The 25,147-nt window shown below is 43.3% G+C and carries 28 protein-coding genes; 15 read left to right on the forward strand and 13 right to left on the reverse strand.

The genetic code is table 11. The annotated features are described in order from the left end of the window. Nucleotides 1-4: 4 nt before the first annotated feature. Nucleotides 5-349, reverse strand: a complete 345-nt coding sequence (locus AACU28_RS12690) for a DUF2956 domain-containing protein (RefSeq protein ID WP_054541672.1) — start codon at nucleotides 347-349, stop codon at nucleotides 5-7. Between the two features lie 109 nt (nucleotides 350-458). Here AACU28_RS12690 and AACU28_RS12695 point away from each other — a divergent pair, with 109 nt between their 5' ends. From AACU28_RS12695 to AACU28_RS12710, 4 genes are all read left to right on the forward strand, one after another. After that, nucleotides 459-920, forward strand: a complete 462-nt coding sequence (locus AACU28_RS12695; protein WP_029222110.1) for a DUF2919 domain-containing protein — start codon at nucleotides 459-461, stop codon at nucleotides 918-920. Between the two features lie 65 nt (nucleotides 921-985). Beyond that, on the forward strand, nucleotides 986-1,909 hold the full coding sequence (locus tag AACU28_RS12700; protein WP_121603024.1) for a Dyp-type peroxidase: 924 nt from the start codon (nucleotides 986-988) through the stop codon (nucleotides 1,907-1,909). A gap of 122 nt (nucleotides 1,910-2,031) precedes the next feature. Then, nucleotides 2,032-3,165: a flagellin gene (locus tag AACU28_RS12705; RefSeq protein WP_104215879.1), complete on the forward strand. Its 1,134-nt coding sequence runs from the start codon at nucleotides 2,032-2,034 to the stop codon at nucleotides 3,163-3,165. A gap of 297 nt (nucleotides 3,166-3,462) precedes the next feature. Beyond that, nucleotides 3,463-4,596, forward strand: a complete 1,134-nt coding sequence (locus AACU28_RS12710) for a flagellin (protein ID WP_004736189.1) — start codon at nucleotides 3,463-3,465, stop codon at nucleotides 4,594-4,596. A 578-nt stretch (nucleotides 4,597-5,174) separates the two neighbouring features. Here AACU28_RS12710 and crr read toward each other — a convergent pair. The 5 genes from crr to cysZ all read right to left on the reverse strand — a co-directional run bounded on the left by crr (nucleotide 5,175) and on the right by cysZ (nucleotide 10,162). After that, on the reverse strand, nucleotides 5,175-5,684 hold the full coding sequence (gene crr, locus AACU28_RS12715; protein WP_004737851.1) for a PTS glucose transporter subunit IIA: 510 nt from the start codon (nucleotides 5,682-5,684) through the stop codon (nucleotides 5,175-5,177). Between the two features lie 106 nt (nucleotides 5,685-5,790). Continuing rightward, nucleotides 5,791-7,515: a phosphoenolpyruvate-protein phosphotransferase PtsI gene (gene ptsI / locus AACU28_RS12720; protein ID WP_017079443.1), complete on the reverse strand. Its 1,725-nt coding sequence runs from the start codon at nucleotides 7,513-7,515 to the stop codon at nucleotides 5,791-5,793. Between the two features lie 136 nt (nucleotides 7,516-7,651). Beyond that, nucleotides 7,652-7,909, reverse strand: a complete 258-nt coding sequence (locus AACU28_RS12725) for an HPr family phosphocarrier protein (RefSeq protein ID WP_004734263.1) — start codon at nucleotides 7,907-7,909, stop codon at nucleotides 7,652-7,654. A 302-nt stretch (nucleotides 7,910-8,211) separates the two neighbouring features. Beyond that, nucleotides 8,212-9,180: a cysteine synthase A gene (cysK, locus tag AACU28_RS12730; protein ID WP_017079444.1), complete on the reverse strand. Its 969-nt coding sequence runs from the start codon at nucleotides 9,178-9,180 to the stop codon at nucleotides 8,212-8,214. Nucleotides 9,181-9,403: 223 nt separating this feature from the next. Beyond that, entirely contained in the window at nucleotides 9,404-10,162 is a 759-nt protein-coding gene (gene cysZ / locus AACU28_RS12735; RefSeq protein WP_004734260.1) for a sulfate transporter CysZ, read from the reverse strand. Nucleotides 10,163-10,391: 229 nt separating this feature from the next. Here cysZ and zipA point away from each other — a divergent pair, with 229 nt between their 5' ends. From zipA to AACU28_RS12760, 5 genes are all read left to right on the forward strand, one after another. Further along, nucleotides 10,392-11,435, forward strand: coding sequence for a cell division protein ZipA (gene zipA, locus AACU28_RS12740; protein ID WP_121603025.1), 1,044 nt, complete (start codon nucleotides 10,392-10,394; stop codon nucleotides 11,433-11,435). Nucleotides 11,436-11,527: 92 nt separating this feature from the next. Continuing rightward, a complete protein-coding gene (gene ligA / locus AACU28_RS12745; protein WP_121603026.1) occupies nucleotides 11,528-13,540 on the forward strand; it encodes an NAD-dependent DNA ligase LigA in 2,013 nt (670 codons plus the stop codon). A gap of 389 nt (nucleotides 13,541-13,929) precedes the next feature. Then, nucleotides 13,930-14,085, forward strand: coding sequence for a hypothetical protein (locus AACU28_RS12750; RefSeq protein ID WP_004734257.1), 156 nt, complete (start codon nucleotides 13,930-13,932; stop codon nucleotides 14,083-14,085). Then, nucleotides 14,066-15,457: a hypothetical protein gene (locus AACU28_RS12755; RefSeq protein ID WP_004734256.1), complete on the forward strand. Its 1,392-nt coding sequence runs from the start codon at nucleotides 14,066-14,068 to the stop codon at nucleotides 15,455-15,457. Before AACU28_RS12750 ends, AACU28_RS12755 begins: the two co-directional genes overlap by 20 nt. Before the next feature lie 63 nt (nucleotides 15,458-15,520). After that, nucleotides 15,521-15,886: a DUF2799 domain-containing protein gene (locus tag AACU28_RS12760; RefSeq protein ID WP_004734255.1), complete on the forward strand. Its 366-nt coding sequence runs from the start codon at nucleotides 15,521-15,523 to the stop codon at nucleotides 15,884-15,886. Between the two features lie 37 nt (nucleotides 15,887-15,923). On the opposite strand, the gene AACU28_RS12765 is transcribed toward AACU28_RS12760, so the two are convergent. Beyond that, nucleotides 15,924-16,100 carry a hypothetical protein gene (locus AACU28_RS12765; RefSeq protein WP_004734254.1) on the reverse strand — a complete coding sequence of 59 codons (177 nt, stop codon included), beginning with the start codon at nucleotides 16,098-16,100 and terminating at the stop codon, nucleotides 15,924-15,926. Between the two features lie 360 nt (nucleotides 16,101-16,460). Between AACU28_RS12765 and cueR the strand changes: the two genes are divergently transcribed. Continuing rightward, on the forward strand, nucleotides 16,461-16,856 hold the full coding sequence (cueR, locus tag AACU28_RS12770) for a Cu(I)-responsive transcriptional regulator (protein WP_017085964.1): 396 nt from the start codon (nucleotides 16,461-16,463) through the stop codon (nucleotides 16,854-16,856). A 36-nt stretch (nucleotides 16,857-16,892) separates the two neighbouring features. Here the strand turns inward: cueR and AACU28_RS12775 are convergent, their stop codons facing one another. From AACU28_RS12775 to AACU28_RS12795, 5 genes are all read right to left on the reverse strand, one after another. Then, on the reverse strand, nucleotides 16,893-17,348 hold the full coding sequence (locus AACU28_RS12775) for an NfeD family protein (protein WP_121603027.1): 456 nt from the start codon (nucleotides 17,346-17,348) through the stop codon (nucleotides 16,893-16,895). A 3-nt stretch (nucleotides 17,349-17,351) separates the two neighbouring features. After that, complete coding sequence (locus tag AACU28_RS12780) at nucleotides 17,352-18,281, reverse strand: SPFH domain-containing protein (RefSeq protein ID WP_004734251.1); 930 nt, start codon at nucleotides 18,279-18,281, stop codon at nucleotides 17,352-17,354. Between the two features lie 197 nt (nucleotides 18,282-18,478). Further along, nucleotides 18,479-19,333, reverse strand: a complete 855-nt coding sequence (locus AACU28_RS12785) for a co-chaperone YbbN (RefSeq protein WP_121603028.1) — start codon at nucleotides 19,331-19,333, stop codon at nucleotides 18,479-18,481. Nucleotides 19,334-19,728: 395 nt separating this feature from the next. After that, entirely contained in the window at nucleotides 19,729-20,556 is an 828-nt protein-coding gene (locus tag AACU28_RS12790; protein ID WP_104215956.1) for an SDR family oxidoreductase, read from the reverse strand. A gap of 43 nt (nucleotides 20,557-20,599) precedes the next feature. Next, nucleotides 20,600-21,514: a TIGR01777 family oxidoreductase gene (locus AACU28_RS12795; RefSeq protein WP_121603029.1), complete on the reverse strand. Its 915-nt coding sequence runs from the start codon at nucleotides 21,512-21,514 to the stop codon at nucleotides 20,600-20,602. A gap of 350 nt (nucleotides 21,515-21,864) precedes the next feature. Here AACU28_RS12795 and AACU28_RS12800 point away from each other — a divergent pair, with 350 nt between their 5' ends. Genes AACU28_RS12800 through yfcE form a run of 5 tightly spaced genes read left to right on the forward strand, consistent with a single transcriptional unit; the run spans nucleotide 21,865 to nucleotide 24,727 of the window. Beyond that, nucleotides 21,865-22,599, forward strand: a complete 735-nt coding sequence (locus tag AACU28_RS12800) for a DUF1538 domain-containing protein (RefSeq protein ID WP_065606319.1) — start codon at nucleotides 21,865-21,867, stop codon at nucleotides 22,597-22,599. Then, complete coding sequence (locus tag AACU28_RS12805) at nucleotides 22,596-23,390, forward strand: DUF1538 domain-containing protein (RefSeq protein WP_017079456.1); 795 nt, start codon at nucleotides 22,596-22,598, stop codon at nucleotides 23,388-23,390. The genes AACU28_RS12800 and AACU28_RS12805 overlap by 4 nt, the downstream gene beginning before the upstream one ends. Then, on the forward strand, nucleotides 23,380-23,730 hold the full coding sequence (locus AACU28_RS12810) for a P-II family nitrogen regulator (protein WP_004734245.1): 351 nt from the start codon (nucleotides 23,380-23,382) through the stop codon (nucleotides 23,728-23,730). The genes AACU28_RS12805 and AACU28_RS12810 overlap by 11 nt, the downstream gene beginning before the upstream one ends. Continuing rightward, nucleotides 23,727-24,134, forward strand: coding sequence for a CBS domain-containing protein (locus AACU28_RS12815; RefSeq protein ID WP_004734244.1), 408 nt, complete (start codon nucleotides 23,727-23,729; stop codon nucleotides 24,132-24,134). The genes AACU28_RS12810 and AACU28_RS12815 overlap by 4 nt, the downstream gene beginning before the upstream one ends. Before the next feature lie 47 nt (nucleotides 24,135-24,181). Next, nucleotides 24,182-24,727, forward strand: coding sequence for a phosphodiesterase (yfcE, locus tag AACU28_RS12820; protein ID WP_121603030.1), 546 nt, complete (start codon nucleotides 24,182-24,184; stop codon nucleotides 24,725-24,727). Between the two features lie 30 nt (nucleotides 24,728-24,757). Here the strand turns inward: yfcE and AACU28_RS12825 are convergent, their stop codons facing one another. Next, nucleotides 24,758-25,078 (reverse strand): SelT/SelW/SelH family protein, encoded by a 321-nt coding sequence (locus tag AACU28_RS12825; RefSeq protein WP_017090181.1) that lies wholly within the window; start codon nucleotides 25,076-25,078, stop codon nucleotides 24,758-24,760. Nucleotides 25,079-25,147: the final 69 nt, after the last annotated feature.

Consider the following 25,147-nt stretch of genomic DNA (forward strand, 5'->3'; position numbering starts at 1 on the left):
CCTGTTATTTCATCAAATAAATCGCGAAGCCTATCCAGCTTGCGAACAATAATAACCACGGCAATTTACTGGCGTGATTTGATGTTGTTTCATTATTCGAGTCGACATTCTGTTCTTGGTCTTGGTTCGCTTGTAGAGTCTGCTTCTCTTTCTGTACGCGCTTTTTAGCTTTATCGGCTTGGCGGCCACGTTCTTTCTGCTGCTTTTTATAGAGTGCGATGCCTTTCTCGATACCTTGAGCAATCAACTTGGTTTGTTCTTTGGTTTGAGCTGGCTTTTGCGTCGCTTTGGCTATCTTCAGTGCTTCTTGTTGAGATTCAACAGATGGTGTATTAGTTTTCTTTTTCATACTGAGTTCGATAATTAAAACGGATTAACCAATAAGATAACGCAAACCTAGTTAAGTATGAATGATTTGCGTTAAAGTGTTGGTTTGAAAATAAGTGAAAGTGAGATTTGTGCGGTACTCCATAGAACAATACGACAAGCACGGCTTTTTAAAAGCCCCAATCCTATTATGGTTAGGTTGGCTATTTCTGGCGAAAGCTTTGGTCGTTTTCATTGTTGCAGGTGCAAGCCGAGAGTCGGGCACTGATATCCTCGAAATCATCTATCCAGATCATCAAATGTTTTATGTTGGGATTGCATTGAGTATTCCGAGCTTGTTACTCATGTGGTTGTTTGGACTCAGATCACCAGATAGAAAGCGCCTTAATAAAGTGGTTTCATGGGGACGTTGGGTCTCCATGATGGCTATCTTGGCACAAGGAACCCATACACTTTATTTAATCTATTTAGATAACGGATGGTTCCGTTGGTCTAATGCTATCACCCTATTGTTGCTCCTATGGTTAGCGCTTTATCTAACCAATAGCCATGCCGCCAGGGATTGCTTTAAAGTGGTTGAGCACGAAGACTGATTTTCATCAAAACATTTGCCCCATTCACAATTATACTAAGAAGCTAAAAATGAAAGGATTAATCTATGCTTAACACCTCAAATGAGCAGCCTAAAATTCAAAGTGCTATCTTGCCAGAAGCAGGGCCTTTCGCTCTTTATGTTCAACTAAAAGTGAATGAGAACGCTGCTAACGTATTAGCGGAACTTCAAAAGCTTCCGAGTTTAATCGACGAACTAAACCAAACTCAACCAGACGCAAACTTAACGGCATCGGTTGCGTTTTCAAAAGCTTTTTGGGATAAGTTCGAGCAAGCTGCTCCCTCTGATTTGATTGATTTCCCTGCGCTTGGTGAAGGTGATGTCACTGCACCGAGCACATTGTCTGATGTTCTGATTCACTGCCATTCAAATCGACATGACCTGCACTTCTTTATCTTACGTAAATTGCTATCTGAAGTAGCTGTGGACGTTGAAGTAGTTGATGAAACCTACGGTTACCGCTTCCTAGATTCTCGTGACATGACTGATTTCGTTGATGGCACTGAAAACCCAAAAGACGCACAGCGCGCTGAAGTAGCGATTGTTCCTGAAGGTGAATTCGCTGGTGGTAGTTATGTGATGGTGCAGCGTTTTGTGCACAACCTGCCGGCTTGGAATCGATTGAATGTCTCAGCACAAGAGAAAGTGGTTGGCCGCACTAAACCGGACTCTATCGAGCTAGATGATGTTCCAGCGGCGTCTCACGTTGGTCGCGTAGATATCAAAGAAGAAGGCAAGGGTCTTAAGATTGTTCGTCACAGCCTACCTTACGGTACCGCTACGGGCGATCACGGCTTACTGTTCATTGCTTACTGTAATGTTCGTCATAACTTCGATGCGATGCTAGAGAACATGTACGGCGTAACAGATGGTAAAACAGACCAACTGCTTCGCTTTACTAAAGCAGTGACAGGCGCTTACTACTTTGCGCCTTCGACTGACATGTTGAGTGCATTAACGATTAAGTAAATCACCTCGTATGCAGTAAAGAACGGGAGCCTCAGGGCTCCTTTTTTTATTAAAGCTTTAGATGAACGGGTCGATATAAGAGCAATCGTGAGTTTTATTCATATTTTTGTAAGTGAAGGTCTATGGCTATAACTGTTAATACAAATGTCTCAGCTTTAGTAGCTCAGAGAAACCTCTCTAATGCTAATAACATGCTGAATCAATCTTTGGAGCGCTTAGCTTCAGGGAGCCGTATTAATAGTGCAAAAGACGATGCGGCTGGCTTACAAATCTCGAATCGATTAGAAGCACAGATGAGTGGCATTGATGTTGCTGTTCGTAATGCTAACGATGGTATCTCCATTATGCAGACAGCAGAAGGAGCGATGAATGAAACCACCAATATCATGCAGCGTATGCGAGATTTGTCACTGCAGGCGAGTAATGGCTCGAATAGCCAGTCGGAAAGGACCGCTATTCAAGAAGAAGTGACAGCTCTAAATGATGAGTTGAATCGAATTGCTGAAACCACCTCGTTTGGTGGTAAAAAACTCCTTAACGGTAGCTTTGGTAGTTCTTCATTTCAAATCGGTGGCAGTTCTGGTGAAGCGGTGCAGATAGGTTTGAAAAATATGCGTACCGATGACATCAACATGGGTGGTTTTAGCTATGTCGCCAATGGCATGGCAAGTGACGCGTGGGCAGTCAAATCCAACCAGAATGATATGACGATGTCGTTTACCGACCGTTTTGGTCAACCACAAGAGATCACCATCAACGCGAAAGCGGGCGATGATATTGAAGAGTTGGCGACTTATATTAATGGTCAAACGGATCTCGTCTCTGCTTCCGTCAATGATGAAGGACAGCTTCAGATCTATATGTCTGGCGAAGACACTGCAGGCACGATCTCTTTCTCAGGTTCGTTAGCCAGTGAGCTTTCGATGTCGGCGGGTTATTACGAATCAGTCGATGACATCAATGTCACTGATGTAGGTGGCGCGCAGCGTGCTGTCTCTATTTTGGATACAGCGATGAAGTATGTTGATAGTCATCGTTCTGAACTAGGGGCAATGCAAAATCGTTTTGATCATGCCATCAATAACCTTGAAAATGTTCATGAGAACTTGGCGACATCCAACAGCCGAATCAAAGATACCGACTACGCTAAAGAAACCACTCAAATGCTCAAGCAACAAATACTGCAACAAGTCAGTACCACTATTTTGGCTCAAGCTAAGCAAGCGCCCAATCTTGCCTTAACCTTGTTAGGTTAATAAATCACTTCGAATCTTATAAAGGCAATTCAGCTTAACTAAAGCCCTTTGGTTAATAAAAGCACAACTTTTCGCTCGACCGACTTATCGACAACTTTAGTGTTTTTCTCATCTTTTTTTGATAATTTCACTGCCAGTCACGCTTTCTTCCCCTTTCTCTCTATTTCGTTAATTTTGTTGTTTTTTTCCTAAAGGTTTCAGCATTCACGCCGTTATTAATAGTAACTTAGAGATAACTACTTGGTTTTCCGAGACGTCGGAAACCGCTATACCGGAAAATCAATTGGAGAAGTCACCATGGCAGTGAATGTAAATACAAACGTTTCAGCGATGACAGCGCAACGTTACCTAAACAACGCAAACAGCGCACAACAAACATCAATGGAGCGTCTAGCTTCAGGCTCTAAAATCAACAGCGCGAAAGATGACGCTGCGGGCCTACAAATATCGAACCGTTTGAACGTTCAGAGTCGTGGTCTTGATGTTGCTGTACGTAACGCGAACGACGGTATCTCTATTGCACAAACTGCTGAAGGTGCAATGAACGAGACAACGAACATCCTGCAACGTATGCGTGATTTGTCTCTACAATCTTCAAACGGCTCAAACTCAAAATCTGAGCGTGTAGCGATTCAAGAAGAAGTAACAGCACTGAACGACGAACTAAACCGTATCGCGGAAACGACGTCTTTTGGTGGTAACAAGCTGCTTAACGGTACTCACGGTACTAAATCATTCCAAATCGGTGCGGACAACGGTGAAGCGGTAATGCTTCAACTGAAAGACATGCGCTCTGATAACGCTCAGATGGGTGGTAAGAGCTACCAAACTGAGAACGCAAAAGACAAAGACTGGAACGTTCAAGCTGGCGCAAACGACCTAAAAATGTCGTTCACTGATAACTTCGGCCAAGCACAAGAAATCGATGTGTCTGCGAAAGCGGGCGATGACATCGAAGAGCTAGCAACGTACATCAACGGTCAACAAGACTCTGTTAAAGCGTCTGTAACTGAAGACGGTAAGCTACAAATGTTTACTGGTAACAACAAAGTTGAAGGCGAAGTGGCATTCTCTGGCAGCCTTGCTGGCGAACTAGGCATGCAACCTGGCAAAGATGTAACGGTTGATACTATCGACGTAACATCAGTTGGCGGCGCACAAGAGTCTGTAGCAGTAATCGATGCGGCACTTAAGTATGTAGATAGCCACCGTGCTGAACTGGGTGCTTTCCAAAACCGTTTCGACCACGCTATCAGCAACTTAGACAACATTAACGAGAACGTTAACGCATCTAAGAGCCGTATTAAAGATACCGATTTCGCGAAAGAAACGACTCAGATGACTAAGTCTCAGATCCTTTCTCAAGCTTCAAGCTCGATCCTTGCTCAAGCGAAGCAAGCTCCGAACTCGGCACTTAGCCTACTAGGTTAATCGATTAAAAAGCCACGTTGACTTATTAAGCGTTATTGAATCATAAACGTTAACGTTAGGCTTCCACAAATTAGCTCGTGGTGAGAGATGAGCGCTAAACAGACCCAGCTTCGGCTGGGTTTTTTATTGCCTGCAATTTGGCGAAGGTGTATTTGGAAAAGTGCAATGCTGGTTAATAGAAGCAAAAGCGAGATTCCCTATCACGTTCGTTCCTCACTGTAGGGAATGACGGCTATAGAGAGGTATTTGACTTATTGCCTACCTGAATCGAAGTCTTTAGTCGTCATCTCAGAATCGAGTAGAACGAGATATCAGAGATCCCTGTTTGTTAAAATTCACAAGTGTAATTTGATGTATAGGCGAAATGCCTTGAATAGCGCATAACAACGTTTAGTAAAAAACTAGGTCGGATAGCAGGGGACAAACGGTCAGTGTAGTTGTCATTGGTTGAGGGAGCTAGGAGAAGGGTTTCGGTGTGATAGTCAGTAATGCCTATCTGAGGTATTGAACAAATATAGCAGGCACAAAAAACGCCACCCTTAGGTAGCGTTTTAATTAAAGCAGTTAAGTAATCGAGATTACTTAGTTACTTTAAGAACTGGAGTTTCGCCAACAGTTACAGAACCAGAAAGCTTGTTCAGCTCCTTGATTTCGTCCATGTTAGAGATAACAACTGGAGTAAGCGTAGATTTCGCTTTCTCTTCTAGAAGCGCTAGGTCGAAAGTGATGATAGTGTCACCAGCTTTAACAGATTGACCTTCTTCAGCAACACGAGTGAAGCCTTCGCCTTTAAGTTCAACAGTATCGATACCGAAGTGAACGAAAAGCTCAACACCGTCGTCAGACTCGATAGAGAATGCGTGGTTAGTTTCGAAGATCTTACCGATAGTACCGTTAACTGGAGCTACCATTTTATCGCCAGCTGGTTTGATAGCGATGCCGTCACCAACGATTTTTTCAGCGAAAACTACATCTGGCACGTCTTCGATGTTTACGATTTCACCAGAAAGAGGTGCGATGATTTCGATTGCACCAGCATCAGCGCTGTCATCAGATACAAGCTTTTTCAGTTTGTCAAACAGACCCATTGTGTCATGCTCCTAACGTTTAGTTTTATTCTGTAGAATATACTATACCAATCTAACAAATTAGACGACTATTTTTAGCCGTCTAACTTTATTAAGCTCTTGGTGATTACTGAGTTTTCTCAGCGATGAATTTTTCTACGCAAGCTTCAATTTCTGCAGCTGTAGGTAGAGATAGCGCTTCGTCAGCCATAGCTTTAACTTCTGCGAAGTTAGAGTTACGGATTACTTTCTTAACTTTAGGGATAGAGATACCGCTCATAGAGAACTCATCTAGACCCATACCAAGAAGAAGTAGAGTTGCACGCTCATCGCCTGCTAGCTCGCCACACATACCTGTCCATTTGCCTTCTTTATGAGAAGCATCGATTACTTGCTTGATTACAAGAAGAACCGCTGGAGACAGTGGGTTGTAAAGGTGAGAAATCATCTCGTTACCACGGTCAACTGCAAGAGTGTATTGCGTTAGATCGTTAGTACCGATAGAGAAGAAAGCCACTTCTTTAGCAAGGTGGTGTGCGATTGCAGCAGCTGCTGGAGTCTCAACCATTACGCCAATTTCGATGTCTTCATCGAAAGCATGACCTTCAGCGCGAAGTTCAACTTTGTACTCTTCGATTGCTTTTTTCAGTTCACGGATCTCTTCGATAGAAATGATCATTGGGAACATGATACGTAGCTTACCGTGTGCAGATGCACGAAGAATGCCGCGTAGTTGGTCACGTAAGATTTCACGACGATCCAAGCTGATACGTACTGCACGCCAGCCTAGGAAAGGGTTCATCTCTTGTGGAAGATCCATGTATGGTAGATCTTTATCGCCACCGATATCCATAGTACGGATAATCACTGACTCACCGTGCATTGCTTCAGCTACTTCTTTGTAAGCAACGTATTGCTCTTCTTCAGTAGGAAGTGCAGTACGGTCCATGAATAGGAATTCAGTACGGTACAGACCAACACCTTCGCCACCGTTACGCAGGATACCGTCACAGTCTTTAACTGTACCGATGTTGCCGCAAACTTCTACTTGATGGTTATCAAGTGTGATAGCTGGTAGGTCTTTAAGTTTTGCTAGTTCAGCCGCTTCTGCTTCAAAATCAGATTTGATTTTCTTAGCTTCTGCTAATTCAGCGTCAGAAGGGTTGATGATGATCTTATTGTTCATCGCGTCTAGCACAAGCATGTCGCCGTTCTTAACTTGCTTAGTGATATCGTTAGTACCAACGATAGCTGGAAGCTCAAGTGAACGTGCCATGATTGAAGTATGAGATGTACGACCGCCGATGTCACAAGCAAAACCAAGAACGTAGTCTAGGTTGATTTGTGCAGTTTCAGATGGCGTTAGGTCGTAAGCAACTAGGATAACTTGTTCATTGATATCTGCTAGAGACACAATGTTAATGCCTAGTGCATTTTTAACGAAGCGAGTACCGATATCACGGATATCAGTCGCACGTTCTTTTAGGTACTCATCATCAAGTGACTCAAGTGCAACAGCTTGCTCTTCGATCACTGTGTAGATCGCGTTGTCTGCGTGCATTTTGTCTTTCTTGATGAGTGCTAAAATCTCTTCTTCTAGCTCTTCATCTTCAAGCAGCATGATATGGCCTTCAAAGATTGCTTCTTTTTCTTCGCCAAAAGTTTCAAGTGCTTTTTGCTTTACAACTTCAAGTTGTTGAGAAGATTTGTTACGAGCGTCAAAAAAACGCTGAACTTCTGCTTCAACTTGATCGTCTGAGATAGATTGAGTGTTTAGGACAATTTCATCTTCTTGAAGTAGTAGTGCTTTACCGAAAGCAATACCAGGAGATGCTAGGATGCCTGAAATCATAGCCTTACCTTAGTTGTTCAACTGTAAACGGGAGAATGTGTGACTTTAAGTCGTCGACTAATGTCGCGCTTATCGCTATCTATTTCGAACAAAGCCACTTTGCTGTGCAAAATGGCTTTGAAAGAAGGAGACCGTATTAGTGTAGTTGATCCATAAGAGCAACTAGGTGGTCTACTGCTTGCTGAGCTTGAGGGCCTTCAGCTGAAATAGTAACGTTAGTACCTTTTACTAGGCCTAAAGTTTGTAGCTTGAACAGGCTTTTAGCGCTAGCGCTTTTGCCGTTAGAAGTCACTGTGATGTCAGCATCGAAAGATTTTGCTTCTTTAACGAACTGTGCAGCTGGACGTGTGTGAAGGCCGTTTTCTGCTGTGATTTCTACTTGCTTCTCGTACATTTTATATACCCCAATTAATTTATTTTTTGTAAGTTTGTAACCAGATTAGCTTAACTGCTTTAGCCCAAATGCGCTAGAGGCTAGTACGCCATGTTCGTGTTAGAACTTAGACTGGTTATAAATTTTTATCCAGCCATGGTCGTCTTTTGTTGAGTACTCATGACTTTCAGAATTTGTTTATTGCTTCTTTTATTTTGAAGCGAAAAATAAAACAGACCCGATATTACCAAAGGTGGGGCAGGGATCAACAAAAAAGCCCCTAAACGGGGCTTTTTTGGACGAAAAATTGATTTGACCACATATTATTGTTGGTTCTCTTTCTCCGTAAAGATGCCTGCAAATAGGGCTGTACTTAGGTAACGTTCGCCAGAGCTTGGCAGTACGGTGACAATGGTTTTTCCTGCAAATTCAGGTAGTTCCGCGATTCTGTTCGCCGCTACTACCGCTGCGCCAGATGAGATGCCCGCAAGAATACCTTCCTCTTTCATTAGGCGTTGAGCCATCTCAATCGCTTCTTCAGAAGTTACTGGCTCTACACGGTCGATAAGGTCTAAATCTAGGTTTCCAGGGATAAAGCCTGCACCAATACCTTGGATTTTGTGTGGGGCTGGTTTGATTTCTTCGCCAGCAAGCGCTTGTGCAATCACTGGAGATTCTGCTGGTTCAACCGCTACTGAAGTGATCGCTTTACCTTTCTCGCCTTTAATGTAACGGCTTGTACCAGTAAGCGTACCGCCGGTACCTACGCCAGCGACAAATACATCGATTTCGCCATCTGTTGCTTCCCAAATTTCAGGGCCAGTTGTCTTCTCGTGAATTTGTGGGTTAGCTGGGTTGTTGAATTGCTGAAGTAGCAGATACTTTTCTGGGTCTGAAGCGACAATTTCTTCTGCTTTAGCTATCGCGCCGTTCATGCCTTTTGGTGCTTCAGTCAGTACTAAGTTTGCACCTAGTGCTTTAAGCAACTTACGACGCTCTAGGCTCATTGACTCAGGCATCGTTAGCGTTAGCTTGTAACCGCGAGCGGCTGCTACGAATGCAAGAGCAACACCTGTATTACCACTGGTAGGTTCAACAAGCTCGATACCTGGTTTTAAAGTTCCTGCTTTTTCTGCTTCCCAGATCATGTTTGAACCGATACGACACTTAACGCTGAAACTTGGGTTACGAGCTTCAATCTTAGCTAGAACGTTGCCTTTGCTTACTTTGTTAAGGCGGACTAGCGGTGTGTTACCAATCGTTAGGGTGTTGTCTTCGTAGATCTTGCTCATGCGATATTCCTTCATTTAATGACAGAACTAAACGTAGTATATCAATCACTTTACCGTCTAGTGTCTTTCGATGTTTGTTTAGCTTGAATTTAGATTAAACAAGTTGAAAAAAAGGTAAAAGGATTAAAAAGTTATATCATATAGATATGTAGCAGAGTTCACGCCTATCTTTATTGTGTTCAGAACTTCAAAAAGATAGGCGTTGTTAAAGAGAGAATGAAGGTTATAGACGAGAACGCAGAGCTTGGTCTTTAAACTCAGCAACCCACATTGCAGTAGCGCCGCAGACGGCAACGGGCATGACGATCAGATTTAAAATTGGAATCGTCGTGAAAACAGACACAAGTGCACCGAAGCTATAGCTCTTACCTTGTTTTTGTTTCAAATTGTTTCTCATATCATCAAATTTGATTTTATGGTTATCAAATGGGTAGTCGGCGTACTGAATCGCTAACATCCATGCTGTGAAAATGAACCATAAAAACGGCGCAACGGTTTGTCCTAGTGCTGGAATTAACAAAAGTAGGAATAAACCTATCGCTTTTGGCAGAATGTAGACAAGCTTGCGCCATTCTCTCGCTAAAATACGTGGAGTATCTTTGAGTGCATCCAGCAAACCATCGTCATTCACTTTTTTGCCACTGAGTAGCTCTTCTACCTTTTCTGCCAGCAACCCATTGAAAGGTGCGGCAATGAAGTTAGCGAGCGTACTAAAGAAATACGAAAACGTGGCTAAGACGGTTAACACAAGTAGTGGCCATAGAATGTATGACAACCACGACAAAAAGCTTGGTAATGCGCCAATCCAGCCCTCAATCCAAGTGTTTAGGTTGGAGAAGATATAAAACAAGGCACCACCAACGAGTAACACGTTAGCAATAAGTGGCATTAGTACAAACTTACGAATGCTCGGCGACAAAGCGATTTTTATTCCGAAAATAAAATAGCCAAAGCCTGAGCGGGGAACAGATTCAATAGTCATATTTAAATTAGGTCACATGTGAATTTGGTTAAATAGCAAACATCCCTAGTGTACTAGACCGAAATTAAGAAAAAAAGCGTGGTGAAAATCACACCATGTAAGGAACTAATTGTATTAAGTTGTTCTAAAACAGTGGCTACTTTTGATAGAGTAGTGAGATTAGCCAAATTAACCCAACTTAGTGACAGCGTGTTTATAGCTAGTCGACTAAGAAAGCTGAGAGCGAAAAATGCAGGAATTGCGATTTGTACTCATTATTGTTGGCGCATTAGCTATCGCCGCATTATTGTTCCATGGTCTATGGACGAGTAAAAAAGAAGGGAAAGCAAAGTTTGGAGATAAGCCGCTTGGTAAGCTTGATAACGACAGCTTAGATGAAGCAGAAACGATCCCAAACCGTTCATTCGCCCCAGAAGATGATTTTGAGATAATCCGAAAAGAGCGTAAAGAGCCGGATTTTGCAGTCTCACCATCTGAGACTGATCCGCTGATTGACTCAGATCCACTTACTGCGCCACAAACGAAAGAAGTTATCGAAGACGACATCGAATTGAATGATCTTCCTTCTTTCAGTGTTAAAGAAGAACCAGTTCAGATCGAGAGTGAACCTGAAGACATACAAGAGGCCACTGAACCAGAGGTTCCAAGCTTTGAATTGACTGACGAGCAAAAAGAAAGTCATGCTGGTTTTCAAGAGCAGTACGGTTCGTTTGAAGAAGCTTCTGATTCGGTTACCGAGCCACTCGTTCCTAGTGAATCATTGACGCTAAGTGAACCGCTTGTTTCGAAAGAGGTCGTTGCTCCACAAAGCGCCGCGCCTGTTGAAGAAGCTAAGCCAGATGAAGAACTTGGCTTAGAAGTGATTGTTCTTAATGTTCACTGTGCTGGAGAGATCCCGTTTGTAGGGACTGAACTTTTCCGTAGTATGGAGAATAACGGCCTAACTTATGGTGAGATGTCTATCTACCATTGCTTTGCACAATCTAGCGATGAGCCCAAAGTTATTTTCAGTGTTGCGAACATGATGCAGCCGGGAACTCTAGAACATGATGATCCCGCCGACTTTACAACGAAAGGTATTTCGTTCTTCATGACGCTGCCTTGTTACGGTCAAGCTGATCAGAACTTCAATGTAATGCTGAGTGCAGCTCAGAAAATTGCTGATGATATGGGCGGAAACGTTTTGGACGAGTCACGTAATTTAATGACGCCCAATCGTTTGTCAGACTACCGTAAGCAAATCAGAGACTTTATGACGGCTACGAATGCCTAGCCGTATTGTTTAGCCTTGTAAATAATCTATATTTATAGAAAAGGGCTCCTAAGGGAGCCCTTTTTGATATTTCAATCACGACAGAGAATGATATGAAAGAATCGATTCAAGTTACCTTAGAGCAGTTAAGAGAAACTCTGCACTATCATGCCGTTCGTTATTACGTAGAAGATAGCCCTGAGATCCCTGATGTCGAGTACGATCGATTAATGCAGCAATTGCTAAAGATCGAAGAAGAGAACCCGGAGCTAGTGACGGTAGATTCTCCGAGCCAACGTGTTGGTGGTCAGCCTCTCGATGGTTTCACTCAAGTGACTCATGAGATCCCAATGCTTTCTCTGGACAATGCTTTCTCTGATGAAGATTTAGATGCGTTCAATAAGCGAATGTCTGATAGAGCGCCAACCGCAAACCTTAAGACTTTCTGTTGTGAACCTAAGCTTGATGGCTTAGCGGTAAGCCTACTCTATGTAAATGGCACCTTAGTTCAGGCAGCAACGCGTGGTGATGGCGCTACTGGCGAAAACATCACAGAAAACGTACGAACGATCAGCTCTATTCCGCTTAAGTTGCAAGGCGAAGGTTGGCCAGAACGCATTGAGGTTCGTGGTGAAGTGTTTATGCCCAAAGCAGGCTTCGATAAATTGAATGAGATGGCTTTGAAGAAGGGCGACAAAGTTTTTGTTAACCCACGCAATGCCGCTGCAGGTAGCCTGCGTCAGCTTGATTCTCGTATTACAGCGAAACGTCCATTGGCTTTCTACGCATACAGTGTCGGTGTTGTACAAGGCGCTGAGCTATCAAATAGTCACTATCAACGCTTTTTACAGCTTAAAGGTTGGGGCTTACCTATGTGCCCTGAGACTAAGCAACTGACCTCTCTTGAAGACGTGAAAGCCTATTACCAAGATATTATGACTCGTCGTGATGCGTTGGCTTACGAGATTGATGGCGTTGTTATCAAAGTCGACGATATCGCGGCTCAAGAAGTGCTTGGCTTTGTTGCTAGAGCACCACGTTGGGCAATTGCTTATAAGTTCCCAGCTCAAGAAGAGATTACCCTGCTCAATGACGTTGAGTTTCAGGTGGGCCGTACTGGCGCTATTACGCCGGTGGCTAAACTGGAACCTATCTTCGTAGGCGGCGTGACGGTTAGTAATGCCACTTTACACAATGCCGATGAGATCGCTCGTTTAGGTGTGAAGGTAGGCGATAGCGTGATTATCCGTCGTGCCGGTGACGTTATTCCGCAAATTGTGGCTGTTGTACTCGATCGTCGCCCTGAAACGGCTAGAGACATTGTTTTCCCTGATGCTTGCCCTGTATGTAACTCTGCAGTAGAACGCGTTGAAGGCGAGGCTGTAGCGCGTTGTACAGGCGGTTTGGTGTGTCAGGCACAGCGTAAAGAAGCGCTTAAGCACTTTGTGTCTAGAAAGGCTCTGGATGTTGATGGTCTTGGCGTAAAAGTGATCGAGCAGCTTGTAGACCGTGAAATGGTAGAAACTCCAGCCGATCTCTTTAAGTTAAGCGCTGGCGTGATTACGGTTCTTGACCGCATGGGGCCTAAATCGGCACAGAATGTAGTGAGTGCGCTTAATAAAGCTAAAGACACGACATTAGCGCGTTTCCTTTATTCTCTAGGGATTCGAGAAGTGGGCGAAGCGACGGCTATGAACTTAGCTCAACACTTTAAGACGCTGGAGTTGGTTCAAGCTGCCACTCATGAACAGTTGGTTGAAGTGTCAGATATTGGTGACATCGTAGCAAGTCACCTCACGAGCTTCTTTTCACAAGAGAAAAACAGAGCTGTAGTCGAACAGTTGTTAGATCTAGGTGTTAACTGGCCTGCAATCGAAGAAGCTGCAGATGATCAAGAACTGCCATTAGAAGGTAAGGTGGTTGTATTGACGGGATCATTATCTAAATTAGGTCGTAGTGAAGCCAAAGCAGCACTGCAAGCTCTGGGTGCGAAAGTAACCGGTAGCGTATCTAAGAAAACGGATATCTTATTCGCTGGTGAAGCCGCTGGTTCTAAACTGACTAAAGCACAAGATTTAGGTATCGAAATAAGAACGGAAGAAGATCTAATTGCACTTATTTCGTAAGTAAACCAAGGTAAAAAAAGCTCAAAAGCACTCCTTTAAAGGGAGTGCTTTTTTTGTGTCTGCTACAAATTAGATGTCTTTTTAATTGTTGAGAATTTTGTTCCTATACGAACTCCAAAATCAGGACAGTGACGCTGCTCAACATTAATGAAATACCATGATGGTTGTATTGAAAATGCGAGTCACTTCTATGTTTATAAGGGTGGTATTTCTTTAAGTAATTGATAGTTATTGTTTTTGTTATTTTTGGTTGTGAGCTTTACAATTTATCGATCTGGATCACTAAGTACCTACTAAATTTGCACCAACTCATATTTTTTTAGATGAAAATTAAGTTCTCATTGATCTTTTTGAGGGCGAAGTTAGTCTTAATGCCATGGATGCACACGATGTGCATAACCAGAAAGGAAATAGAGAATTCAGAGTTTAGGGTTCTCAAACAAGAAAAGGTATTTCTCTCTACGGCGGCCAACTTTAGGCGGGGAATATTCAAACAGCTATATCCATTTTTAGGAGTTTTATTCCATGGAAAACAAATTTTTTAAAGTATCTGCGATTACTGCAGCAATGGTAGGTGCACTTTCTGCTGCTCCAGCTATGGCCGAAGATCCAATCGGTCCTGAGTATTCTGGTGAAGTGTCTGAGTTCTTCTCTGAATCTACAATTAGCGGTAATCTTAATTTCATGATGCGTGCTCGTGATCGTGGTAACGTCGATGCGAATGGCAACAATACTAAAAAAGTAACTAACCTAGACCATGGTTCAGTTTTTGCTAATTTAGGTTTTAACTCTGGTTATATTGGTGGTGTTGTTGGTGCAGATGTTGTTATTTATTCAACATTTGACATGTGGAACAATGGTGGTCCAGACCATGAGATGAACTTTTGGGGTGTTGATAACCCATATGATAAGAACCCTTCTGATAGCGGTTGTTCAGGTACTTGGGATTCTGACTGTACTGATAACGGCGTTTCGTTTGCTACAGCAAGTGCTAAATTCAAGTTTGGTGACAGTGCTACAGCTAAACTTGGTTATTTCCAACCATCAGTACCAAGTTCTCTAGGAGTTAACTGGTCTTTTGCCCCTGGTACTTACATGGGTGGTGAAGTTGGTGCGACATTTGGTGATCTATCTCTAGGCTTGGTTGTTGCTGATGAGTACAAAGCTCCTTGGTTCAAAGAAACGTATGAATTCCAAACTACAAATGGCGAAGATGCGGGTACTCTATACTCAATAGGTGGTCGTTATGCTATGCAAAATGGTATCTCAGTTGATGTTGGTTACGGTGCATTGACAGACGGCGATCGTAAGAACTTCCATGTTAAGGTTAAGGGCACCACAGATGGTGGTTTATACTGGTCTCCACAACTTTATGTAGTTGATGATGACGAGCAGTATGACAGCACTGCATTCCAAGCTGCGATGCTAACAGCGTTTTCTTCAGGTCAATACTCTTACCGTGCTGAAGCTACATATACCGCAGCAGAATCAGTTGATTCAGCTCTAGCTGGTAATATGGCTTACCGTCTGACTAGTCAATATGGTGGCTCAAATGGCGCTTATGACATCTGGTGGAATAACCGTTCTGACTTTAACCATGATGGTGAAATTGCTTTCTTCCTATCAGCAGCTCGTGATTTCTCTGATATCGGTGGTAAAGGCTTTAGTGCTGGTGTGAACGGCGCGTACGGCTTTGGTTCTGAAGCTCAAGGGTTCGAGGATCTAACAGAGTACTCATACAGCTTCTTTGCAAACTACGCAATTCAAGCGGGTGCTTTGAAAGACGCAAACGTTAGTTTCTACTACACTAACTACTACAACGACACCGATGCACCAAACTGGACTGGTTACACGAACTTATTCCAAGATGAAGAAGACTTTAAACTTATGTTAACAATTCCTTTTTCTGTAAAGTAAGTTGATGACATGGTAATTGAAGCTGGGCTAGTGCCCAGCTTTTTTGCTTTTTAGGAGATATTTATGAAACGTATTATTGCCGTTACATTAATCGCTTTTAGTTTAGCCGCATGCACCTCTCCACCGAAAACAGCTTCTGAGTTTTGGTATGGTCAAGGTGAGCGCTTTGGCTCTCGCGGGTATACGATAGATAATGACTCGTTGGCAAGTATCAAAGAAAAGGTAGAGTTTGATGAATCGGCTTACCTTGCTGGTTATGAAAAAGGAAAATCAGAGTATTGTGATCCCTTCAAAGCATTTGAAAAAGGGATTACAGGGACAAGGTATACAGATCAATGCGCGGATATGCCTCAAGAGGTGATGATCAAAGCTGAGTGGCAAAGAGGTTGGGATGCATTTATTGGAGCTGATTTTTACCGAGTTAGGTAGGTTGAGGTATTTTAACCCCTACCTACCAAATGAAGCTTTATTGATGAGAACCACCATATGCCTTACATAATTCTCGGGGGAGATGTTTTACTGCCCCGTCACTAAATGTGCACTGGACACCTGCACCAAATACTTTTCCCGCGCTGTTTTGAGCAATCGAGTTAGGGGCTAAAAAAATAAATACTGAGGCTAACGCTAAAGTTAAAAGTTTCATGTTTGCCATCCTTTAAACTTACCAAAATTAAAATAAATCGCATTTAAACGTCATGCTTAATACTCAATTATGTATACGGTTGATGAAAGATCAAAGTTCTATAAAAATTTTTAATGAAAAATAACAAAAGTTAATTTCAACATATCAATCAGTAACTTATTGATTCTTGGTGTCTGGAAGTGTCCGTAAATGGAAGGTATTTTCTTTGTTGAAAGCAAAACGGTTATAAACAGAAGACTTTATTTTCTCAAATTATATTTGTTATGTATTGACGGACTCTAGGCGTATTATTTTTTCTTGCATCAAAGGCAGTAAAGGTTCATAAATGCATAAAGTGCAACTGGTTATTAGAGTAATATCATGAACATAAGTGAAGCGGCTAAACTTACTAACTTATCAACGAAATCTATTCGTCTTTACGAAGACAAAGGGGTTATCACTGCGCCTTTCCGCTCGGAAAATGGTTATAGAAGTTATGATAAGAAGCAGATTAAAGAGCTTGGGATCGTTGCGAAAGCAAGAAGCGCTGGTTTTTCGCTTGATGAGTGCCGTGCGCTTGTTGAATTAGCTGACAATCCTTGTCGAGAAAGTGCCGACGTTAAAGCAAAAGCGCTTAGTAAATTGGAAGAAGTAAACAAAAAAATTGAAGATCTATTGGCAATTCAGAAGACATTGAAAGAGTGGGTTGAACAATGTCCAGGTGACTCAAATAGCCATTGCCCGATCATTGATTCACTTGTAGAGAAAAAGCCATAATTTGGTTACTTATGGCTTTAATAAGGAATGCTTGAATTACTCTTTAGTTGGAGTAATCGTTAATACTATGCCATCTACAGCAGTGACAATCACCTCTGTGCCTGCTTCTAAGTCCTGAGCACTAACAGCTGACCACGTAGTATCACCTAGACGGATGCGACACTTGCCTTTTTGAATGTCAGTGTCGACTCGAGTTGTTTGCCCTACAAGTTGTTTTTCTCTTTGATTTAGCTCTCGCCCTGCGTCTGACTGCCTGTCATTAGATAGTTGTCTTCTCCACCACAACCAAGTGGTGATAAGTGAAAAACTCGCAAAGGACAACCATTGCATCTGCCAACCGATTGGTAGCGCGCCTAATAGCGCTCCGACCAACATGGCAGATATGCCTATCCACAAAAAGTAACCAGCAGTACCAACCAGCTCTAGGGCTAGCAGCGCTAGACCAAATGCTAACCAATGCCAGTGGTTTACTTGCTCTAGTAACTCGAACATAAGTTAGTCCTTACTACCCTTGTCGTTGCTTTGTGCAAACATCTCTGCGATACCTGCAACAGAACCCATTAGGCCAGTCGCTTCGAGTGGTAGCATGATTATCTTGCCGTTTTCAGCTTGGCCAATAGACTTCAGTGCGTCGGTGTAACCTTGTGCAATAAAGTAATTGACCGCTTGCATGTCACCTTGAGCGATGGCTGTCGAGACCATTTCTGTCGCTTTTGCTTCTGCTTCTGCTGCACGCTCACGAGCTTCTGCTTGCAGGATGGCTGCTTGCTTTTGACCTTCCGCTTTTAAGATTTCTGATTGCTTATGACCTTCCGCTTTTAGGATCTCAGCTTGTCTTACACCTTCAGCCGATAAAATGTCGGCACGTTTGTTTCGCTCAGCTTTCATCTGGGCATTCATTGCGGCGGTTAAATCAGCTGGGGGCTGTACATCTTTGATTTCGATACGAGTAACTTTTACGCCCCATGGGTTAGTTGCTTCATCCACGATATTTAGCAGCTTGGTATTGATCATGTCACGCTGGCTAAGCATTTCATCCAGTTCCATAGAGCCAAGTACAGTACGGATATTGGTGAGGGTTAAATTACGGATCGCATGCTCAAGGTCATTTACTTCATAAGCCGCTTTCGGTGCATCGATAACTTGTACGAAGCAGACAGCATCAATCATGACATTAGCATTATCTTTGGAGATGACTTCTTGAGCTGGGATATCGAGAACTCGTTCCATCATACTGATGCGTTGTCCGACTTTATCGATAAATGGAATGATCAGGTTTAGGCCTGGTTTGAGTGTCTGTGTATAGCGGCCAAAGCGCTCTACGGTCCAGTTGTTGCCCTGTGGAACGGTTTTGACACCAGCGAAAATGAACAGTAGTGCGACGACAGTAAAGACGCCAATAGTAATTAATGTATCAATAGCCATACAAAATCCTTTGTAAGTTTAAGTTTTTGATAGTTCACTATTGATACTGGCTCATATTTAAATTCTGAGCAAATTTATAAGCGAGAAATGGGCCATAAAATATTGATTTTATGGCCCATTTTATATTGTTTCATTTAATAAACTAATTGATTAAATTGTCACTTTTCGATGTTTAATCTAACGATGTTAGGGTTTTGTTAGTAAAGCAGAGAGTAGAGTTGTCGACGGTACTTACTGGCAACTGGGTTTCCTTGCCCAAGCGCACTTAAGATGTCCATGAACTCTTTTTTCATATCGCCATCGCAAGCATTTAGATCTTTTGCTAGGAAAGACCACAACAGCTCCATCGCTTCTTCGTTGCGGTTCACTTGGTGATATTGCAATGCTAACTTAGAGGCAGTCTTAGCGTCACTCGGGTCTTGCTGAAGAGCGGTTTCTAATGCCTGTATTTCAGGGCTGTCTGCTGCTTGCTTGTGAAGTTCAAGTTTCGCGACTAAGCCTTTGTAGTAGTTGTCTTGGTACTCAAGAGGAATGGTGGCTAGTTGAGTTTCAGCAAGATCAAACTGTTGCGTTTCTAACAAACACTCTGCAATCGCCAGTTTTATTTCGCCTTTGCTTGTTAGCGTAGCTGGAAGTTGTTGCATTGCTGCCAGTGCTTGTGTGTGCTCACCTGCTTGCATTTGCTCTAGAGCTTGACGTAATGCAAGTTCATCTTGGCTAGGAAGGTGCTTGTTTAGCATTTCAACAATGGCTTCTAAGCTCTGAGGGCCACCAAGCCCATCGACAGGCTGACCGTTAACAAACAGTGCAATAGTCGGTAGTGCTTGAACCCCAAATTGGCTAGCAATGGCTTGCTCTTGCTCGCAGTTCAATAGGGCTAGGGTGAAAGCGCCATTGTATTGCTGAGTTAATGTTTGCAGTTCAGGAATGACTTGGGCGCTCTCCTGGCTCATTGGTGCCCAAAATTGGATGAGTACAGGGGTCTGCATCGAACCTTCTAATACTTGACGAAAGTTCTGCTCATTAAGTTCAACAATATGCGGAGATTGCATTTACGTTCCTTGAGGTTTGTTTATGGATACGTTGCAAATATGGGGGGATAAGTCGGTAACTTCAAGATCTAACTGGGGTATCTCAGATAAAAAGAGACAAAAATAAAAAACGCTATGCTTCGATGTTGATAGGATGTTTATCTCTACATAGAAGGCATAGCGTAATCATTGAGGTGGTCAGTGAGATATTGCGTGAGATACTCAAAACAGAATAAACAACGTAATCGCCACACTCACACCTACCCAATTAAGGCGGTTTAAAGTCATGAAATATCCAGATTAGATTCACCAATTGAGAGTAATTGATGAGATAGGATAAATCATGACATCTTATTGTTACGGAAAAATTACATCGTTACATTAAAGTTTGCGACTGTGCATTCAAAGTTAGAAAATTATGCAGCTTTTCTCAAAATAGGGTCTAGCCAGCGACTCGGCAGAATCCTTTTCAATACCGCGAACACTTTAGTCGGGGTCGTAACTCGGTATCTTAGCTTTGGTTTCTCTGCGGTGAGTGCGTGATAAACTGGCTCAACACAACTTTCAGGCGGAAGAACAAAAGCGTTGTTCGATGATTCTTTTTCGAGTCGGTCTTTTTGTTGTTGATAAGCTTCTTGATGAGCGCTGCCAGCAATGGTGATCCATTTATTGAAGGCTTTCAGGGCATTATTTCTAAATTGGGTTTCTATTGGACCTGGCTGCAATAACGAGATATGAATACCGCTGCCATGCAGTTCTAAACGTAACGTATCTGTCCAGCCTTCTAGCGCGAACTTTGAAGCGTTGTAAGCGCCACGATATTTCATTGCGGCAAAACCTAATACGGAACTGTTTTGCACGATTCGGCCTTCACCACGTTCGCGCATGTGCGGGAGGATCTGACAAACAAGATGATGCCAACCAAAGAAGTTGGTTTCGAATTGCTCCCTGAGCCCCTGGGTCGGTAAGTCTTCTAGCGCGCCTGCTTGACCGTAAGCGCCGTTATTGAATAACCCATACAATCCGTTAGGTGCGAGTGCAATCGCAAGCTTGGCGCCATTCTCGATACTCTCTTGGTTGGAAAGATCTAATTGAATACAAGTGAGGCCTTCATCTTGAAGGCGTTGAACATCTTGTGGGTCACGGCAAGATGCAATGACATGAAAGCCGCGTTTTTGAAGTGCATGAGCACATGTATAGCCAATGCCTGTTGAGCAACCAGTGATAAGAATCGACTTGTTCACACTTAATCCTTTATTAGAGTCTCTATCGCTTTAGAGTAAAGAATTAGTCTTGATGTTGTAACAAGTTTTTTAGTGCCGGTTCGATTCTTGAGTAACTAAAGATAAATCCCATTTCAGTGAGCTTCTTTGGTTTAGAACGAATGCTGTCAAAGAGGAGACAAGAAGATTCACCCATCAGAAGCGACATTGCCCACTTAGGCGTGAACAAGAAATGCGGTCGGCGTAGTTGTTTGGCGAGTGTGCTGCTGAAAAGTTTGTTGGTGACGGGGTGCGGGGCACACATATTAAATTCCCCTTGAGCATGAGGAATCGACAATAAGTGGTTGATGGCTCTCACCATATCCAGCATGTGAATCCAAGGCATGTATTGCTCGCCTGAACCTAGCGGCCCACCAACTCCGAGTTTGTACGGCATAAGCATCTTTTTGAGCGCACCGCCATTTTCACCAAGTACAATACCTGTTCGTAGTAGTATCACGCGTGTGCTTTCTGATTGTGCTCTCTTGGCTATCTCTTCCCAATGAGCACAGACTTTGTGAGGAAAACTTTCGTCTTCTACTTGTAGTGATTCATCAAATGGGTGTTGCTGTTGATCGCCATAGTAACCCACGGCTGAGCCGCTAATAAAAGCCTCCGGTGGGTTGCTACTGGCATGAATTAACTCGACCAGTTTTTCGGTAATGTGCCAGCGGCTATTGCAGATCCTCTCTTTTTGCTCCGCACTCCAACGCTTGTCAGCGATCGGTTCGCCAGCAAGATTGACCACAACATCGAAGTCATTGAGATCGCTGAGTTCATCAAGAGATTGAATGTAATGAAGGTTATTCTGGTTCAGATGATTTAGGTTTTGCTTCGCTTTTTCGGGGCTCCGCGTCAACAATGTCACGTCGTCAGTATTCCAGCTTTTGACCAATTCAGAACCAATAAATCCCGTACCACCCGTTAACAATATCTTCATACCAATCTCCCTATTAAACATAATTATAGACATGGCTTGTTTTTGAACGCCAATCAATACGAAAAAATCACTATAACGATCAGTTGGTTTCAATCGTGTGATACCTAATTTACGCCTTATGCAATTTACTCAGGAGTGAAATTAAATCCACCTAGCTCGTTTGCAAACTAGGCAACTCTCGCTGAGCCACGCATCTTGAGGTTACTTGGGTATATACCGCTATCACATTTATGCACTTTACTCCGATATGTTACCAACTGCGTAATATTTGTCACATAAGGAATGATAAGGATTTGTCATGATTATTAGTAATTAATAACCAGACACAATTTCAGTCACAAGGAGTTGCGATGACGGCAGTGCTTGCTTTGTTTCGAGCCATGTTAGGTAGCCTAAGGGATCTCTTGCCGATCGTGGCGGTGATTGCTTTCTTCCAACTTGTCGTCCTGCAAGAACCACTCCCTCATCTTTTGTCTATTCTAACTGGCTTAGTGTTGGTGGTCTTTGGGCTGACTTTCTTTATCTTTGGCCTTGAAATGGGGTTGTTCCCGATTGGCGAATCGATGGCGCAAGCATTTGCCAGAAAAGGGAGCGTGTTCTGGTTATTGACCTTCGCTTTCTGTTTAGGTTTTGGTACCACCATTGCCGAACCCGCGTTAACCGCAGTGGCTGCTGAAGCAGCAGAAGTTGCAGCTGAAGGTGGTGTTATTCCCAACTCTTTAGATGAAAGGGAACAATATGCCGATGGCCTGCGCTTCACCGTGGCGTTATCGGTCGGCATTGCCATTCTATTAGGAGTACTTCGGATCTTAAAAGGTTGGCCAATTCAGTACATGATCATCGGTGGTTATATTGGTGTGGTGGTGCTCACTGCATTTGCCCCGGAAAACATTATTGGGATTGCGTACGACTCTGGCGGTGTCACAACATCAACGATCACCGTTCCGTTAGTGACAGCATTGGGAGTGGGTTTAGCCTCGGCGATTAAAGGGCGAAACCCGATGATTGATGGCTTTGGATTGATCGCCTTTGCTTCACTGCTGCCGATGATGTTTGTCATGGTGTACGGGATGGTGGTGACATGATCAGTGTGCAGCAATTTATCGACACCTTTCTAGGCACTGTGATGGATGTGATTCCGATTGCGGTGATCATCTTCGGTTTTCAGTTAGCGGTACTGCGTAAGCCTATCAATAACCTTGCCAAAGTGCTCATCGGTTTCTTTTACGTCATTCTTGGCTTATCACTCTTTTTGATGGGGTTGGAGCTCGCGTTATTCCCTCTAGGGGAGACGATGGCAATGCAACTCACCGAACCAAGCTTTTTGACTGAGTTTAAGATCAGTTCTGGCCTTTCATTGGCTTGGTTTGATTATTACTGGGTTTACCTGTTTGCGTTTTGTATTGGTTTTAGTACCACGATAGCCGAGCCTTCTTTGATTGCTGTAGCGATTAAGGCAAACCAAGTATCCGGTGGCAGTATCAGTGTTAACGGACTGAGAATCGCTGTGGCATTAGGCGTTGCCATCGGTATCTCATTGGGTAGCTACCGTATTGTTGCGGGCGATCCTATCCATTACTACATTATTTGTGGCTATGTCATTGTGGTGATTCAAACCTTTTACGCCCCCAAATTGATCATTCCATTGGCCTACGATTCAGGCGGGGTTACGACATCTACCGTGACTGTACCTTTAGTGACGGCTCTTGGATTAGGGCTTGCTTCAACTGTACCGGGACGAAATCCAGTAATAGACGGTTTCGGCTTAATCGCCTTTGCGAGTTTGTTCCCCATCATTTCGGTGATGAGCTACGCCCAAATAACCCAATGGTTAAACCGTTTACACACCTCTAAGGAGAGCAAAGATGCGCTTTAAACTTATCCTAGCGTTTGTAGAAGAGAGCAAAACCGACATTGTGCTCGATGCCGCGCGTGATGCGGGCGCAACCGGAGCAACCGTGATTAATAATGCCAGAGGGCAGGGCTTAAACCAAAAGCGCACCTTCTTCGGATTAACATTAGAGGTGCAAAAAGATGTGCTGCTGTTTGTCGTTGAGGAGCATCTAGCAAGGCATATTCTTGAAAGAATTAGTGAGGTGGGGGAGTTTGACCAAGAATCGGGACAGGGTATTGCAGTACAGATAGATGTGGAAGATGCAGTAGGCGTTGCGCACCAAGTTGAGACGTTAACAAAGGTTGTGGAGGATGAGCTATGAGTACCAGTGAAAAGATCCGAGTAGGCGATGTCATGGCCAATACGTATGTGATTATCGATGGGTTAACTACGGTGTTAGAAGCGATAGAGATGGCTAAAAAGCACAAAGTGAAGGCAATCATTGTCGATAAACGCCACGAGGATGACGAGTACGGTATCGTGTTGATGAATGATATAGCAAAGAAAGTGTTGGCTAAAAATCGATCTCCGAAGCGAACCAATGTTTATGAAATCATGACCAAGCCAGCGCTAAGCGTATCTGCTAAGATGAACGTAAAGTATTGCGCTCGCCTGTTTGAACGCTTTGGTATCAGTCGCGCGCCAGTAGTTCGTGATAACAAGATAGTCGGTATGGTTAGTTACAATAATATCGTGATCAACGGTATGGCGAGAGATGACGTGTAGCATTTAGATACGTACAATAGGCTCATAAATTTTATGGAGAAGTACGTGTGAAATTATTTTTTGCTTCAGACCTACACGGTTCGCTGCCAGCAACAGAAAAGGTATTAGAACTCTACCAAGCATCTGGTGCGCAATATTTAGTGCTATTGGGTGACATTCTGAATCATGGGCCAAGAAATCCGATTCCAGAAGGATACAATCCACCGGCGGTTGCAGAGAAGTTGAATGCGTTTTCTCAAGAGATCATCGCCGTTCGTGGTAACTGCGACAGTGAAGTGGATCAAATGCTGTTGTCTTTTCCAATGATGATGGATTACTCATGGGTGTTATTGGAATCAGGTCAGCGTATCTTTCTAACCCATGGTCATTTGTATAACACCACTAAACGACCAGCACTAAAGGCGGGTGATATTATTGCCCATGGGCATACCCATATTCCAGTTGCCGAATACCAAGATGATATCTTTATCTTTAACCCTAGTTCGGTGACATTCCCACGAGATGGTCACGCAGCGAGCCATGGCATCTATGAACATAATACCTTTAAAGTCATTAGCCTTGAAGGTGAAGTAATTGTGAGTGGCGAGCTTTAAATAAACTCAATCGGCGGCGTTAGAAAAGGCTCACTTTGAGTCTACGTGGCCGAGGTCTCTGTCTGGAGCAATGATGTTTCGCACTCTTTGCTTCAGAACTTTCGCTTCTGGAAAACCTTGATCTGCTTTTCTTTCCCAAATCTGCACACCATTACAAAAGATTTCGAACCTGCCTCCGGTGTCTGGATGCAAGCTCACTTGTTCAATTTCTTCGCTAAAGGTATGCAGCAGCTCTTGGCATAACCAACTAGAACGAAGCATCCAATTACACTGACGGCAATAGTGTATTGCGATTGTCGCTTTTGTTGCTGTCTCTTTAGCTGGCGTCAGATTTGGTTGATCCGTATTCATAGTTAATCCTTAAAATGCTACATCCGTAATTTGATACCAACGGCTAACAAAAAAAAGGGGCATCATGCC

Origin of the sequence: Vibrio sp. SBT000027 (genome assembly GCF_963894355.1) — a bacterium.
Classification (GTDB): Bacteria; Pseudomonadota; Gammaproteobacteria; order Enterobacterales; family Vibrionaceae; genus Vibrio; species Vibrio splendidus.